Annotated in this window: 15 protein-coding genes; 10 read left to right on the top strand and 5 right to left on the bottom strand. The window is 67.5% G+C overall.

The window, feature by feature from the left end:
• Positions 1-41: 41 nt before the first annotated feature.
• The 6 genes from C8K36_RS08275 (at position 42) to C8K36_RS08250 (ending at position 4,958) form a co-directional block, all read left to right on the top strand.
• Entirely contained in the window at positions 42-701 is a 660-nt protein-coding gene (locus C8K36_RS08275) for an imm11 family protein (RefSeq protein WP_146176469.1), read from the top strand.
• Positions 698-1,078 (top strand): hypothetical protein, encoded by a 381-nt coding sequence (locus tag C8K36_RS08270; RefSeq protein WP_107983995.1) that lies wholly within the window; start codon positions 698-700, stop codon positions 1,076-1,078. The genes C8K36_RS08275 and C8K36_RS08270 overlap by 4 nt, the downstream gene beginning before the upstream one ends.
• A gap of 316 nt (positions 1,079-1,394) precedes the next feature.
• Positions 1,395-2,282, top strand: coding sequence for an AurF N-oxygenase family protein (locus C8K36_RS08265; protein ID WP_107983994.1), 888 nt, complete (start codon positions 1,395-1,397; stop codon positions 2,280-2,282).
• A 30-nt stretch (positions 2,283-2,312) separates the two neighbouring features.
• A complete protein-coding gene (locus tag C8K36_RS08260) occupies positions 2,313-3,719 on the top strand; it encodes an FAD-dependent oxidoreductase (RefSeq protein ID WP_107983993.1) in 1,407 nt (468 codons plus the stop codon).
• A gap of 49 nt (positions 3,720-3,768) precedes the next feature.
• Positions 3,769-4,782, top strand: coding sequence for an arabinofuranosidase (locus C8K36_RS08255; RefSeq protein ID WP_107983992.1), 1,014 nt, complete (start codon positions 3,769-3,771; stop codon positions 4,780-4,782).
• On the top strand, positions 4,779-4,958 hold the full coding sequence (locus C8K36_RS08250; RefSeq protein ID WP_107983991.1) for a hypothetical protein: 180 nt from the start codon (positions 4,779-4,781) through the stop codon (positions 4,956-4,958). The genes C8K36_RS08255 and C8K36_RS08250 overlap by 4 nt, the downstream gene beginning before the upstream one ends.
• Positions 4,959-5,033: 75 nt before the next feature.
• Here C8K36_RS08250 and C8K36_RS08245 read toward each other — a convergent pair whose 3' ends face one another.
• From C8K36_RS08245 to C8K36_RS08225, 5 genes are all read right to left on the bottom strand, one after another.
• Positions 5,034-5,297: a hypothetical protein gene (locus tag C8K36_RS08245; RefSeq protein WP_258195325.1), complete on the bottom strand. Its 264-nt coding sequence runs from the start codon at positions 5,295-5,297 to the stop codon at positions 5,034-5,036.
• Positions 5,294-6,310 (bottom strand): pseudouridine synthase, encoded by a 1,017-nt coding sequence (locus C8K36_RS08240; RefSeq protein ID WP_258195324.1) that lies wholly within the window; start codon positions 6,308-6,310, stop codon positions 5,294-5,296. The genes C8K36_RS08245 and C8K36_RS08240 overlap by 4 nt, the downstream gene beginning before the upstream one ends.
• 77 nt (positions 6,311-6,387) lie before the next feature.
• Positions 6,388-7,806, bottom strand: coding sequence for a YncE family protein (locus tag C8K36_RS08235; protein WP_107983989.1), 1,419 nt, complete (start codon positions 7,804-7,806; stop codon positions 6,388-6,390).
• Positions 7,807-7,923: 117 nt separating this feature from the next.
• A complete protein-coding gene (locus tag C8K36_RS08230) occupies positions 7,924-8,958 on the bottom strand; it encodes a GmrSD restriction endonuclease domain-containing protein (RefSeq protein WP_107983988.1) in 1,035 nt (344 codons plus the stop codon).
• Between the two features lie 296 nt (positions 8,959-9,254).
• On the bottom strand, positions 9,255-9,524 hold the full coding sequence (locus C8K36_RS08225) for a GlsB/YeaQ/YmgE family stress response membrane protein (RefSeq protein WP_107983987.1): 270 nt from the start codon (positions 9,522-9,524) through the stop codon (positions 9,255-9,257).
• 382 nt (positions 9,525-9,906) lie between these two features.
• Between C8K36_RS08225 and C8K36_RS08215 the strand changes: the two genes are divergently transcribed.
• From C8K36_RS08215 to C8K36_RS08200, 4 genes are read left to right on the top strand one after another with little or no spacing between them, the layout of a single operon-like run.
• Complete coding sequence (locus C8K36_RS08215; RefSeq protein ID WP_107983985.1) at positions 9,907-10,917, top strand: ABC transporter substrate-binding protein; 1,011 nt, start codon at positions 9,907-9,909, stop codon at positions 10,915-10,917.
• Positions 10,914-11,756, top strand: a complete 843-nt coding sequence (locus tag C8K36_RS08210) for an ABC transporter permease (protein ID WP_258195322.1) — start codon at positions 10,914-10,916, stop codon at positions 11,754-11,756. The genes C8K36_RS08215 and C8K36_RS08210 overlap by 4 nt, the downstream gene beginning before the upstream one ends.
• A complete protein-coding gene (locus C8K36_RS08205) occupies positions 11,729-12,463 on the top strand; it encodes an ABC transporter ATP-binding protein (protein ID WP_107983983.1) in 735 nt (244 codons plus the stop codon). Before C8K36_RS08210 ends, C8K36_RS08205 begins: the two co-directional genes overlap by 28 nt.
• Positions 12,460-13,557 carry an LLM class flavin-dependent oxidoreductase gene (locus C8K36_RS08200; RefSeq protein ID WP_107983982.1) on the top strand — a complete coding sequence of 366 codons (1,098 nt, stop codon included), beginning with the start codon at positions 12,460-12,462 and terminating at the stop codon, positions 13,555-13,557. The genes C8K36_RS08205 and C8K36_RS08200 overlap by 4 nt, the downstream gene beginning before the upstream one ends.
• The last annotated feature ends 68 nt before the right edge of the window (positions 13,558-13,625 follow it).

Here is a 13,625-nt window from a genome sequence, read left to right as displayed (position 1 = left end):
GGGAGGCGCCGACAACTTCGGCGGTCCGGAGGAGCGGCGCTATGGCACTATCTTCGGTGCTGATCAACATGGCGCGAGCGCGTGGAGGATTTGTGACGCTCTGGATCGTCGACTACGTCGCCGGCGCCCGCGGATGCCCGCTGGTGCTGAAGGGTCAGCTCGATCGCCCTTGGGTATGGGACCAGTTCGACCCCGAGCCGCCGACGGGGGAGCCTCCCTCGGACTATGTGCTGACGACGACGAACCGGGTGATCGATTTCGACTACTGGGCCCTCAACTGGCTCGCGTCGGACAGATTTGTGAGGATCTGCCGGGACTTCGGGATCGGCGTGCATCCCGTTCCCGTTCAGGTCGTGCAGTCGGGCGGACGGCCGACGGTGAAGCAGTACTCCTACCTGAGGTGGTCGGAGTGGGCATCGGTGATCGACCTGGACGCCTCCGAATGCGAGATCGACAAGGTGTATCCGAGCGGAGAACCTGCGTACCACAAACACTTTCGGGACGTGCCGGTCCTCTCGTCGGTCGACACGTTCGTCGTCGACGAGGCGAAGGTTCCGTCCGCCTCGGCGTTCCTGTGCCTCGACCTCGGCTATGAGCTCGTCTGCGACGACGCGTTCAAACGCGAATGCGAGAACGCCGACCTGGTCGGAATGAGTTACACGGACATCACCGAGTACACGAAGGGCGGGTTCTGGGATTGAGTGCGATTGTCTTCCGTACCGTCTACGGCGGGCCGAATCCGGCTGCCGTAACGGCGGCGACCGTGATCAAGCGCGAGTTGCGTAACGTCGACCTGTCGTACGAACTCGACATCTTCCTGCACGTCGGCGGGGCCATCTCCTCGATCGAGGGCCCGTCCGGACTGTACGCGCCGCGCGTATCGGTGGCGCAGCGCCGGATGACCGCGCAGATTCGGATCAACCGCGCCGACGTCCTCGATGCGCCCGACCTGAGTCGGTTCCTGCGGCAGACGATCCATGTGGCGCTGCAGCAGATGATCGAGCGGATCGCAGCCAGGGACAAGACCGTCGACGCGGACGACGAGATCCGCAAGCTCGCGTTCCTCGTGGAGTCGTAGGAGACGCGCCGCAGGCCCCGAAGAAGCCCGCCGCTTCAACGTATAGATCCACTGGTCAGAGGTTTGATCAACGCCTCGGAACGCGCCAGAGCCCGCAGGGAATCGGAACATTGCGTCCACATCGGCCACGCATGCTCACGTCCGGTGTGATTCGGGTTACGCTCGGCCGGCGGGTATCGACAGTGAAGACCCGTCGGCGTTCGAGGCGCACCTTCGCCGCGACAGCACGCCGAACGTGTGGTTCCGTGCTCTTACGAGTGGAAGGCCGGGGACCACTGTGTCCACATCGGCACGGAGATCGGAGGAGTAGGACACAATGGCAGCTTCCGAAAGCGACGCAATCTTCGAGACCCTTTTGGAATCTGCCAAGCGACTGTCGTTCGACTCGAGGAGTCCGCTGGTCTACCAGCCCGAACCCGGCGACGGCAGCCGTCACGGCATGACCCCGGAGTGGTCACCGCTCTTCGGAACCCCGCTGTGGGAGGGCATGTCCGAGGAGGAACGCGTCCGGCTCACCAGGAGCGAGGTCGCGCAGTTCCTGGGTATCGGCATCTGGCTCGAGGTGGGCTTGCAGGTGGCTCTGCTGAGAGCGAGCCACAGCGCAGATCCTGGACGCTCGGACATCAAGTTCCTCTTCAACGAATGCGCGGACGAGAACCTGCACTCGTTGATGTTCGCCAACGCCATCGAGAGCATCGGATCCCGCTTCTATCCGCGCGACCGGATGCTGGACTTCTTCGGTTGGCTCTTCCGCCATATCGCCTGGGACGAGGTCGCGTACGGAATCGTGCTCGCCGGCGAGGAGATCTTCGACGTCATGCAGCGTGACTGGATGAACAGCGACGACGTCGCGGCACCCATCCGCCGGTCCGCCTACATTCACGTCGTCGAAGAGTCCCGGCACATGGCGTTCGCGCGTCGGAAGATCCGCGATCGATTGGTCGGACGCTCCCGCTTCCGGCGATTCGTCAGCACCATCATCATCGCGGCAGGAATGCATCTGATCGCGCGGAGCTTGATCAATCGCCGGGTGTACGAAGATCTCGGCCTCGACTGGAATGTCGTGAAGGCGAACATCGATGGGAACGAACACCATCGGATGATGTTCCGCAGGGCCGCGGAGCCGTTTGTCGAGTTCCTGAGCAGAGAAGGGCTGCTGAACTCCGGCGCCCGATGGATCTACCGCAAGTCGAACCTTCTCTGACTAGGAAACCTTCTCTGACTAGGAGTTGTCGTGGCCCACGTCATCCTGGGACATTGCTGCAAGGACGCGTCCTGTGTGCGGGTCTGCCCACAGAACTGCATCCATCCCGCCCCCGGCGAGGACGGCTACGCGTCCACCGAGACGCTCTACATCGACCCCGACTCGTGCATCGACTGCACCGCCTGCGTCGAGGCATGCCCGGCATCGGCCATCAAACCCGAGCACTCGCTGACCTTGACCGAACTCCCGTATGCCGCCCGCAACAGGGAGTACTTCGCGCAGGTCCCCGCCGCGCCGCGCACCCGCCCGCGCGTGGCCTTCGAGCTGCCACTGGCCGGCCCGGGCGACCGACTCGAGGTTGCCATCGTGGGGTCGGGTGCCGCCGCGATGTACACCGTTCGCGAACTCCTGCAGCGATCGTCGTCGATCCGTGTCACCGTCTACGAGCAGCACGACACGATCGGGGGCCTGTTGCGTCGGGGTGTGTCCCCCGATCACGTCGGTGTGCGCGAGATGATCCGACTGTTCGACGTGCCCTTCGGCGACGACCGCGTCACGATCGTTCCCGAAACCGAAGTCGGCGTGGATATCTCGATTGACGAGCTCAGGGCGAGATTCGACACCGTGATTCTTGCCAGCGGAGCCTCGCAGCCGCGCCAGATCGCCGCCACCGGTGCCGGTGACGAGATCCGTCAGGCCATCGACATCCTGGTCGCAGAGAACTGCGGCACACTCCCGCCGTCCGCGCCTGCCGGACCCGGATGCGTCGTGATCGGCGCGGGCAACGTCGCCTTCGACGTCGTCCGGTGGGCCGCGCGGGTCCGCGACCGCGCGCCCGTGGGTGAGCAGCTCCGCGAACTGGTGATCCTGTCGCGGTCGGCCCCGGAGGCCGCCGCGTTCACTCCGTCGGCGTTCTACGAGCTCCTCGACCTCGCCGACACCGAGGTGCTGATCGACCGCGCCGGCAGCGTGCCGCGCGCCGACGCGGACAGCCCGCTGCTGCGCGCGTTGTCGCGTCTGCCTTCCACCGATGTCGGCGGCGTGCCCGCCCTTCCGGCCGGCGCAGGTCCCCTGCGAATCGTCCTGTCGTTCGGGCAGGAGGTGGCCGACGCCGCGAAGTCCGAGCGCGGCGCCGTCGCGGTCACCACGACCGCTGGTCGGACCTTCCACGCCAACTCCGCGATCTGCGCCACCGGGTTCACCGCCAAACCGATCGACGGCGTTCCGCGGGGCCCCCGCGGCGTCGTGCCGAACCGTCGCGGACAGGTGATCTCCCACGAGACCGGCGATCCGCTCCAGGGGCTGTACGTCGTCGGCTGGGCGAAACGGGGCGCGTCGGGCGGCGTCGGCGACAACCGCATCTGTGCGGCCGAGACCGTGACACAACTCGTCGCGGACCTTCGCTCACGGGCGCCTCGATCGGCGTCCGTCCGGTAACGATCTGCTAAGGCCTGTGGCCGAAGCTGCGCGTCGTGCGCCTGCCGTCATGAATGCTGCAGAGGTGACGCTCGTCAAGCGAAGCTTTTCGGCCCTGTCCGCAGTGATGCTCTGTGTCGCAGGCCTGTTGGTCGCGGCATCGGGGACCGGTGGGGCCACACCGCCGCCGGGTTGGCGATACACGATGGTGGCGTTCAGCACCACCAGCGACAGCGACATGGACGTGTTCGAGTCGGGGGACGGCACTCAGTTTCAACTGATTCAACCGTCGGCGTATCGGCCCCCGTCGGGGCTTGTGCGTGACCCGAGCATCTTCCGGAACACGGACGGGTTGTACTACATCACGTACACGAACGGCGGCGGGGCGAGTATCGGGTTCGCGCGCAGCAGCGACCGCGTCAACTGGACACACATGGGGGACCTTCCGGTCCCGTTCTGCTGTGCCTTGATGCCGGGGACAGGGGACGGCAGGGGTTCGGCGAGTTCGCTCGGTTCCGACGGGTTTGTCGGGTCGGTCGGCTCCTCCGGGTCAGCAGGCTCGGCTGACGGGCCCTCGCTGTCGCCGTTCGTCACCAAGGCGTGGGCGCCCGAATGGTTCGTGGACGGCGACCGCGTCAACGTCATCCTGTCGATGTCGACCGGTGGGGGATTCGTGCCGTATCTGTTGACGGCGATGGATCCGTCGCTCCGGCAGTGGAGCCTGCCCGTTCCGCTCGCCGGCATCGGGGCCGACCACATCGACACCACCGTGGTCAGGGTCGGATCGACCTACCATGCGTTCACGAAGAACGAGACGACGAAGGTCATCGAGCATGCGGTCGCCCCGTCGGCGACCGGTCCCTACACCTTCGTCCCACCCGGAAACTGGGGCACCCTGGTGGAGGGCCCGGCGATTGTCCAGTTGCCGAACGGGGTCTGGCGGATCTATTTCGACGCCTACACCGAAGGAAAGTACCTCTATTCCGACAGCGCGGACGAGATGGCCACCTGGTCGCCTGTGCAGGAGATTCCGGGCCTTTCGGGGAAGGTGCGCCACTTCGGCGTGATGCGAGAGCCAGCATGACACCGGCTCGGCGGTCGGCGGCCGCTCAGCGATCCGAGATGGGTGCCTCGCTCGACGCCCGCCGCCTGACGAAGCGCCGCGGCACGCCCGACAGCGGATCGGTGAATTCCGGTTCCCGCGAACTCGTTCAGCGTCGCGTAGTCGGGCTCACCGGAGCCGTGGTCGACGCCCCGTAGCTCGGCACGGCGGGCCTCGATGTGGTTGCGATCATGCTTTTCCGCGGCCCTGCGGCTCCGTCGGTATCGACGTCCTCAGGACCTGGCACGACGGCAAGCCCGAACGACCGCTGGCAGGGCAGCCGCTGAGAGCAGATCCGCGACGGTCAGCCCGTGACTCGGGGTGACGACGAACAAGACGGGGCCCTCGACCGGGTTGTTCACGAGGAGCCACAGCACGGCCGCGACAAGTGTCGTAGCGGCCGAGAGCTTCGACGGCCGCGCCAGGCACGAGGAAGCGGCCGTCAACAGCAGCGTCAGTACCGTCAGCGGGAAAACCAGTTCTGTCCAGCTCGTCATGTATGGCTGCTGCGAGCTGGGGTTGGCCCTGCCTGGCGGCAGCCTGGCGTCACGGGCGCCTCGCCCAGCGTCCGCTGGGTGACGAACCGCCGCGGCACACCCGACAGCGGATCGGTGAATTCCAGTTCCCGCGCGAGCAATTGGAGCGGAAGGGAATGATCGTCCGGCGCCTCGGGCAGCAGATCGGGGTACCAACTGTCGCCGAGGATTCCGACGCCGAGTGCCGACAGGTGCACTCGCAGTTGGTGCATGCGCCCGGTGTGCGGACGCAGGATCGTGTGCAGCACGGCACGCCCCGAGGCGCTCATGCCGGTGCCAGACACCTCGATCAGCGTCTCGGAGTTGGGCTCGCGGGCGTCGTCGACGACCACCCGTAGCTCGCCTCTACGGGCCTCGATGTGGTTGCGATACAGGACGGGAACGGTGTGCCCGCCGATCGCCGGTGCGTCCGCATCCCAGCCGGCCGGGAGCGCCGACACCGCCTCGTAGACCTTCACGATCCGCCGCTTCTCGAACAGCGACTGGTACGCGCCACGCGTCTCGGGGCGGGCGGAGAACAACACCAGGCCGGCGGTCGCCCGGTCGAGCCGATGGATCGGCGTCAGGTCCGCGTTGTCGAGGCGGGTCCGCAACCGTACGAGGGCCGACTCGCGCAGGTAGCGCCCGCCCGGGGTGGTCGGGAGGAAGTGCGGCTTGTCGATCACCACGAGGTCGTCGTCGACGTGCAGGATCTCCTCCTGGAACGGCACCGGAACCTCCACCGGCAGGTCGCGGTAGTACCAGATGAACACGTGTTCGCCCAGCGCCGTGCCGCGGCCGATCGGGCGGCCGTCGATACCCACGATTTCACCGGCGTCGAACCTTCGGTGCAGGTCGTCGGCCTCCATGTGGTCGAATCTCGCGACGACGTACTCGGCGATCGTCGCCCACGGGCCGGACGTCGGCACGCGCAGTCGCGTCGGTCCGACCCCGTCCTTGACAGGCAGCGGTGAGGGCATCGGCATACGCGCCATCATCCCACCGGGCCGTTGTCAGACGTGTCGGAGGATGGCCCCGGTGGCGCGTGATAGTCACGAACGTCGGACGGACGTCAGCTCACCGCAAGTCGGTACACCCCGTTGGTGGCGGCGTCGGAGAAGTAGAGGGACGTGCCGTCCGGCCCGATGGCGAGACCGGTGAGTCCGCTCTTGCCGGTCTCGAACACCCGCAACTGCTTTCCGCTCCAGGCGAACTCGACGATGCGACCGGACGCGTTGTCGGCGACGAACCATGAATCAATGCCCGCGGCCAGGCCGGCCGGACGCTCGACGGCACCCGCCGGGCTGGCGTCCTCGCGGATCGCGTTCCACACGTAGGAATACTCGGACAGCGTCTCCATCGGGCGGATCCACTTGTCCCCGGCCGCGGCGATGGCCGCGTGGTTACCGCGCCGCTCCACCCACTCGTCGACGGTGGCGGGGTCGTCGCCGTCGCCGGGACCGTTCTCGATGTGGCTCCAATGGATGACGCCGGGCCCGCGCTCACCGTGGCTCGCGGGTGAGTCGTTCCAGTTCTCGACCATCACCTCGGTGGTACCGCTGTGGGGCTGGAATCGTCGGACGACACCGGCGCCGGTGTCGGAGTAGTACACCCAGCCGTCGTGCTCGAACATGCCACTCGGCACGGCGTCCACCCGCTGGTACGGCAGGTCGATGAAACGTTTGGTGGTGCCGTCACCGTGGAAGCCGTTGCCCTCTTGGTGATCCCGATTGAAGTCGACGCGCGCGACATGGCCCGGCCCCTGGCAGACGTTGGCGGCGTCGTGCGTTCCGCAGCCGTCGAGGATGAAGAACGCATTGACGTCGTCGTGCAGGATGCCGGTGCCGAGTGGGTTGCCGTGCAACATGTCGAGGTGGCTGCCCTGGCGCGGCCACGCACATTGCGACGTCGCATCCGACCAGTATTCGGACGGGCACTGGTTCTGCGGGGTGTCGTCCGGCGGATCGTGGCTGATGCCGGGCTGCGGCCAGTCGGCCATGTACGGCTTGCTCTGGCCGGCGAGTGCGAAGGTGTTGGTGGAGAACAGCGTCGGGCCCATGAAGTTGTTGCCCTTGAAGTGGGCGTTGCGCTCGGGGTTGAGCTTGAAGTCGATCCCGCGCACCTCGTTGTTCGAGTTGTTCGAGACCGCGAAGAACTCGCCGTCGTCGGTGAAGGCGATTCCCGACGGCTGCGCTGTGAAGTGCTCGCCGTAGCTGTCCTGCATCACACGGGCCGAGCCCGCGACAGCCGTGTCGATCACGGTGATGGAGTCGTTGCCCGCGTTGGTGACCCACAGTTCCGTGCTGTCGGGGCGGACCGCCAGCGCAGTCGGCGAGTTCAGGTAGTCGCCCACCGCGACGGTCTCGACCGCGGTGCCGGACGGTCCCTCCGCCTCCGCCTCCGGTGTCGAGCAACCGGACAGCGCGAGCGCCACGACCACCGCCGAGGTCCCGAGCAACAGACGGGCAGGACGGCCGAGCCGGCGATTCATTGTGTTCCTTCAATCCGATCGGCAGGCCGACGTGCGTGTCACGTCAGCCCCCGAGCGGCGGCCATTCTCGCATACACATGACCGTTCGGTTCTATTCGCCCGCACCGCGTGCCTGCGCTACTCGCAGGCGACTCCGTCGTTGTCGCGGTCGAGTTTGCTGCTGTAGCCGGGCTGTCCGGCGTAGATCGGGGCGGCACCCGCGGCTCGGGCGGCAGCACAGTTGGCGTAGTGCACGCCGACGCCTTGCGGCGCGACAGGCGCAACCAGCGGTGCCGGGGCGGGTGCGGGTGCGGGTGCGGGTACCGGTTGTCGGATCGCCGCGGTGGCCGGCGGCGCGACGGTCGTCGGCGCCGCCGATGCGGGTGCAGGCGCTGCGCTCACGCGGGCGGGAACGCCCCCGCAGTCGCCGAGCACTCTGACAATTGCGTCCTTCTCTGCCTGGGTCACCCACAGTCCGTAGGCGGCCTTCACCTCGACCTGCCGGGACACATAGGTGCACCGGTAGACCTTGTTGGGCGGCAGCCACGTCGCGGCGTCCCCGTCGCTCTTCTGCCCGTTGGTGGGGCCGTCGACGGCCTGGAGGTTGCGCGGATCGTTTGCCAGGTTGCGGCGAGCCGACTCGTCGAGTTGCTGCGCGCCCTTCTGCCAGGCGTCCGACAGCGCGACGACGTGGTCGATCTGTACCGCGTTCGAGGTTCCCTCGCCGCGGGTGAATTCGATGGTCCTGCCCGTGTACGTGTCGTCGAGGGTGCCCGTCAGAACCGTGCAGTTGTTCGATCCGGGTTTGACGGTGATGTCGGTCAGGTCGCGGCGGAGGATGTCATTGCGGGTGTCGCAACCGTTGCGGCCACCCGCAACGGTCACATCGTCGGACCAGGCCTGACCGAACAGGGCCCGGTCGTACCCGGTCTTGGGCGCCCGGCCCTTCACCGGCAGCGCCTCGAGCGTGGCGAGGGCAGTGGTGGCCGCGTCGGAGGTCAGCACCGCGACCGGGGCGGCGGCGCGCGTCGTCGAGGTTGCCGCGGGGGTCGTCGTCGATGATGAAGCGCTCGGCAATGTCAGGGTGTCCCCGGCGGAGTCGCTGCTCCCGCAAGCGGTCAATGACGCCACGACAGCTACACCGATCGCACCTGCAAGGAGCGTCGAGTGCATGCGGCGGATCAACGGCAGCGGCCGACATGATTCCAGGGCGAGGGGAGCGGGCACGGTTGTTCCTTCGACAGAGCGGGGGTCGGCGTCACGCATCGACTCGGGTGGGGGTCGTCGAGCGATGACCGATTTGGGCACGAATCGCTATGTCTACCAAAACGGATCGGCGTACGGGCGGGAAGCGGTGAGATTCGGAGTGTCGCTCAGTGAGTGCTGGTCGGGCGGTTGCTGCGACATCGGCCGAGTAGCCTCCGCAGTAACCGCCCGATCGACGTCTCTGGCGGGAATGAGGCTCGAGCTCAGTTGACCGGCGCGGCGTCTCGTGCCTTCCACCACGACCAGGCGGCCGTCACGATGATCGCCCCGGCGAGCGATCCGATGATGCCGCTCGGACGCAGTGCGAGACCGTCACCGGCGATCAGACTGATGACCAGTCCGCCGACGAACGATCCCCCGACGCCGGCGGCACAGGCCAGTCCCCAGTCGATTCCGGCCTTCGACTTGCCCACGATCAACTGGGCGACGGCGCCGACGAGCAATCCGAACAGGATGATCCCCATGATCAGCATGGCGGGAGTATAGGCAGCTCAGGTGCCACTCTGTGCCGAATACGACACATTCCGGGCGGCATTCGTGTCGTGATCGAACTCGAGTGATCCGAACTCTTGAACTCCCAGCACGGGGGCCTGCGTCGACTCGGGAACTCGGTCGGTCCCGTTGACCGCGCCCCGGGTGGCACCCAGTATTCGTCGCATGATCTTCGGCAGCGTCGACACCCTGGCCCGCCGGCACGCCTTGCCGGCCTGCTGCGTGTGTGCCCCCTGTCCGCGTTCCTGTTGACGTCGCAGGTCCGCGCCATCTGAGCGGATCCCTCTTTCACTCTCACCCGCCGGTCGACTCGACCCGCGCCGGGTTTCTCGAGCACTCCTCACGTACGTACCGGAGGTTTCCATGCGTCGTTCGACGCGAACACGTTTCGTCCTCGCCGCTCTGACGGCCGTTTCCGCTCTGACGATCGGAGCCTGCAGCAGTTCCAGCGCGTCGGAGGCAACCGACTCCGCGGGCAACCCGCAGGCCGACGTCACCCTGCGCATCGGCGACCAGGTCAAGAGCACCCAGTCGCTGCTCGAGGCCGCCGGCGCACTCGACGGCCTCGACTACAAGATCGAATGGTCGACGTTCGAGGCCGGCCCGCCGCTGCTGGAGGCGCTGGGCGCCGACAAGATCGACGCCGGCGGCACCGGCGATGTGCCGCCGGTCTTCGCACAGGCGAACGGCAATTCGGGCCGGATCGTCGCCGTGCAGGCGCGCACCGGCGCCAACGACTTCCTGCTGGTGCCCGCGAACTCGACCGCCACGTCGATCGCCGACCTGAAGGGCAAGAAGATCGCGGTGACGCAGGGCTCGAGCTCGCACGGTCTGGTGCTGGGTCTGCTCGAACAGGCGAAGCTGCCCGTGTCGGACTTCCAGTTCCAGTTCCTCGGCCCCGCCGACGCGTTGAGCGCATTCACCGCAGGTCAGGTCGACGGTTGGGCGGTGTGGAACCCCTACTCGACCATCGGCAAGAACACCGCGGGCGCCAAGGTGATCGCCGACGGCAGCGAGGTGACCACCGGGCAGTCCTACTTCTCGGCGGCGTCCGACGCACTGGCCGATCCGGCGAAGACGGCGGCGTTGGCCGACTTCTTCGAGCGATTGTCCCGCGCGCAGGTGTGGGCGGACGCGCATCCCGAGGCGTGGGTGCCGATCTTCGCGAAGTTGACCAAGCTGCCCGAGGACGTCGCCGCGGCCTCTTTCGACACCTCGAAGGGGCGCTATGTACCGATCGACGATCAGCGCATCGCGAAGCAGCAGAAGCTGATCGACCTGTTCGCCGCAGCCGGGCTGCTGAAGCAGGCCCCGGTGGCCGCCGACTGGTTCGACGCACGGTTCAACCCGCAGATCCAGGCGGGTGCGAAATGACCCTAGTATTGACCAAGGACGTCGCGCCGTCCGACGTTCGGGAGGATGTCGCCCCATCTGCGAGCGCGAGACCGAGACGCTCCTGGAAACCGTTGCTGCGGCTGATCTCTCCGCTGGTCCTGCTGGTGCTGTGGCAGGTGGTGAGCAGCGCCGGCCTGGTGTCGGACAAGACACTGGCCTCGCCCGCGCAGGTCATCTCGGCCGCGAGGGAACTGTGGTCCGACGGTAGCCTGCAGGACGCCTTGGCCGTGTCGGTGCAGCGAGTGCTGCTGGGCGTAGTGCTCGGCGTCGCGCTCGCGGTGCTCCTCGGGGTGCTGGCCGGGTTCTCCCGGATCGTGGAACTCGCGATCGATCCGCCGATCCAGATGCTCCGGACCGTGCCGTTCCTCGGCCTGATCCCGCTGTTCATCATCTGGTTCGGCATCGGGGAACAGCCCAAGGTGTTCCTCGTCGCGCTCGGCGTGATGTTCCCGCTGTATCTCAACCTGTTCGCCGGCATCCGGAGCATCGACGGCAAGCTGGTCGAGGCGGCGGAGACGTTGGGGCTCGGTAAGTTCCAGCTTGCCGTCCACGTGATCCTGCCCGGCGCGCTGCCGCAGGCGTTGACGGGACTGCGGATGTCCCTCGGCGTCGCGTGGCTCGCCCTGATCGTCGCCGAACAGATCAACGCCGATGCCGGCCTCGGCTATTTGATCAACAACGCCCGCATCTATTTCCGCATCGACATCGTCATCTTCGGCCTGCTTGTGTACGCGTTCCTCGGTCTCGCGACCGACGGGGTGGTGCGGGCCCTGGAAGGAAGGCTGCTGACATGGCGCACGACGTATCAGGGCGCGTGAGCGAGGCTGTCGTCACCGCCCGCGAGGTGCGGCGCGCCTTCGGGGCCGACGTGGTGCTCGACGGCATCGATCTCACGCTGCGCCGCGGCGAGATCGTCGCGCTGGTGGGCCGCAGTGGATCCGGCAAGTCGACTCTGCTGCGGACCATCGCCGGACTCGATCACGGTCACGAGGGCCACATCGACGTCGACGGCTCCGTCGCCGTCGCGTTCCAGGAACCGCGGCTGCTTCCGTGGAAGCGGGTGCACCGCAACGTCTCCCTGGGGCTACCGGGCGAGAACGGCAAGCGGCGCGCGATCGATGCCCTGGCCGAGGTGAACCTCGCGCACCGCGTCGACGCCTGGCCGCTGACCCTGTCGGGTGGGGAGGCGCAACGCGTGTCGCTCGCCCGAGCGCTGGTGCGCGAGCCGGACCTGTTGCTGCTCGACGAGCCGTTCGGGGCGCTCGACGCACTCACCCGAATCACGGCGTACGAGTTGCTGATCCGGCTCTGGAAGCGGCACGGATTCGCAGTCCTCCTCGTCACCCACGACGTCGAGGAGGCGGTGCTGCTCGCCGACCGTGTCCTCGTCCTCGACGGCGGCCGGATCGCCCACGACGTCGCGGTCACCGCGTCGCGCCCACGCTCGCGGGCCGACGAGGACGTCGTCGCGCTGCGCAAGCACGTTCTCGCTCATCTCGGTGTTCTCGAAGGGATTTCAGCATGACCCTGCACTTCCACTGGTACCTGCCCACGTCCGGCGACGGACGCGAGGTGATCGGCGCGCTCGAACCGCGGGAGGCGTCGGGACGGGCATCGGAGTTCCGCCCGGCGTCGCTCGACTACCTCACACTCGTGGCGAAGACGGCGGAACAGCTCGGCTACGAGGCGGTGCTCACCCCGACCGGAACCTGGTGCCCCGACGCCTGGATCACCACAGCCGCGCTCATCCGGGAGACCCGTACACTCGAGTTCCTCGTCGCGTTCCGGCCGGGACTGATCACCCCGACCCTCGCGGCGCAGCAGGCCGCCGCGTTCCAGGAGCTGTCGGGCGGGCGTCTGCTGCTCAACATCGTCACCGGCGGCGACGCCGAGGAGCAGCGACGGTTCGGCGACTTCCACACCAAGGAGGAGCGGTACGAACGGACGGGGGAGTTCCTCGACATCGTGCGCGGCGCGTGGGGTGCGGCACCGTACGACTTCGCCGGCAAGTACTACACAGTCGAGGGCGCGGCAGCGTACCCGACGCCGTCCCCGGCACCCGGGATCTTCTTCGGCGGCGCCAGCGAACCGGCACTCGACGTCGCGGCGAAGCACGTCGATACCTACCTCACCTGGACCGAGCCACCGGCGAAGGTGGGCGCGCTGATCGACGACGTCCGCCGCCGCGCCGCGGCCCACGGCCGGACACTGAGCTTCGGGATCCGCGCCCACGTGATCGCCCGGGACACGTCCGAGGAGGCGTGGGCCGAGGCCGACAAGCTCGCCGCGCGGATCAGCCCCGCTCAGATCGAGCTGGCCCGCACCCGCCTGGCGCAGAGCGAGTCGGAGGGGCAGCGGCGTCAGCTCGGGCTCAGCGCGGACCTGCGCAATCTCGAGGTGTATCCGGGGCTGTGGGCAGGCTTCGGTCTCGTCCGCGGTGGCGCGGGCACCGCACTCGTCGGCAGCCACGAGGAGGTGGCGTCGCTGATCCGGGAATACGCGGCGGTGGGCGTCGAGCATTTCGTCCTGTCCGGTCAGCCGCACATCGAGGAGGCCTACTGGTTCGCCGAGGGGGTGCGGCCGATTCTGTCGCGGCAGGGGCTGCTGCACGCGGCCTGAGCCGTCGCGGCGTCGACGGAAAACCGCTTGTCCGTCCCCGGGGATCGGTCGTATCGTGACAGTGATTA

Source organism: Rhodococcus sp. OK519 (assembly GCF_003051005.1).
GTDB lineage: Bacteria > Actinomycetota > Actinomycetes > Mycobacteriales > Mycobacteriaceae > Prescottella.
Note: the sequence above shows the minus strand (reverse complement) of the source record. Positions and strands in the feature narration are given on the sequence as shown.

Excerpts from the sequence above, each read along its gene's own strand:
- C8K36_RS08275 (WP_146176469.1), top strand. The coding sequence starts at position 42 with ATGGCACTATCTTCGGTGCTGATCAACATGGCGCGAGCGCGTGGAGGA.
- C8K36_RS08245 (WP_258195325.1), bottom strand. The coding sequence starts at position 5,297 with ATGACGAGCTGGACAGAACTGGTTTTCCCGCTGACGGTACTGACGCTG.
- C8K36_RS08250 (WP_107983991.1), top strand. The coding sequence starts at position 4,779 with ATGACACCGGCTCGGCGGTCGGCGGCCGCTCAGCGATCCGAGATGGGT.
- C8K36_RS08215 (WP_107983985.1), top strand. The coding sequence starts at position 9,907 with ATGCGTCGTTCGACGCGAACACGTTTCGTCCTCGCCGCTCTGACGGCC.
- C8K36_RS08265 (WP_107983994.1), top strand. The coding sequence starts at position 1,395 with ATGGCAGCTTCCGAAAGCGACGCAATCTTCGAGACCCTTTTGGAATCT.
- C8K36_RS08200 (WP_107983982.1), top strand. The coding sequence starts at position 12,460 with ATGACCCTGCACTTCCACTGGTACCTGCCCACGTCCGGCGACGGACGC.
- C8K36_RS08225 (WP_107983987.1), bottom strand. The coding sequence starts at position 9,524 with ATGCTGATCATGGGGATCATCCTGTTCGGATTGCTCGTCGGCGCCGTC.
- C8K36_RS08230 (WP_107983988.1), bottom strand. The coding sequence starts at position 8,958 with ATGCACTCGACGCTCCTTGCAGGTGCGATCGGTGTAGCTGTCGTGGCG.
- C8K36_RS08205 (WP_107983983.1), top strand. The coding sequence starts at position 11,729 with ATGGCGCACGACGTATCAGGGCGCGTGAGCGAGGCTGTCGTCACCGCC.
- C8K36_RS08210 (WP_258195322.1), top strand. The coding sequence starts at position 10,914 with ATGACCCTAGTATTGACCAAGGACGTCGCGCCGTCCGACGTTCGGGAG.
- C8K36_RS08240 (WP_258195324.1), bottom strand. The coding sequence starts at position 6,310 with ATGGCGCGTATGCCGATGCCCTCACCGCTGCCTGTCAAGGACGGGGTC.
- C8K36_RS08235 (WP_107983989.1), bottom strand. The coding sequence starts at position 7,806 with ATGAATCGCCGGCTCGGCCGTCCTGCCCGTCTGTTGCTCGGGACCTCG.
- C8K36_RS08255 (WP_107983992.1), top strand. The coding sequence starts at position 3,769 with ATGAATGCTGCAGAGGTGACGCTCGTCAAGCGAAGCTTTTCGGCCCTG.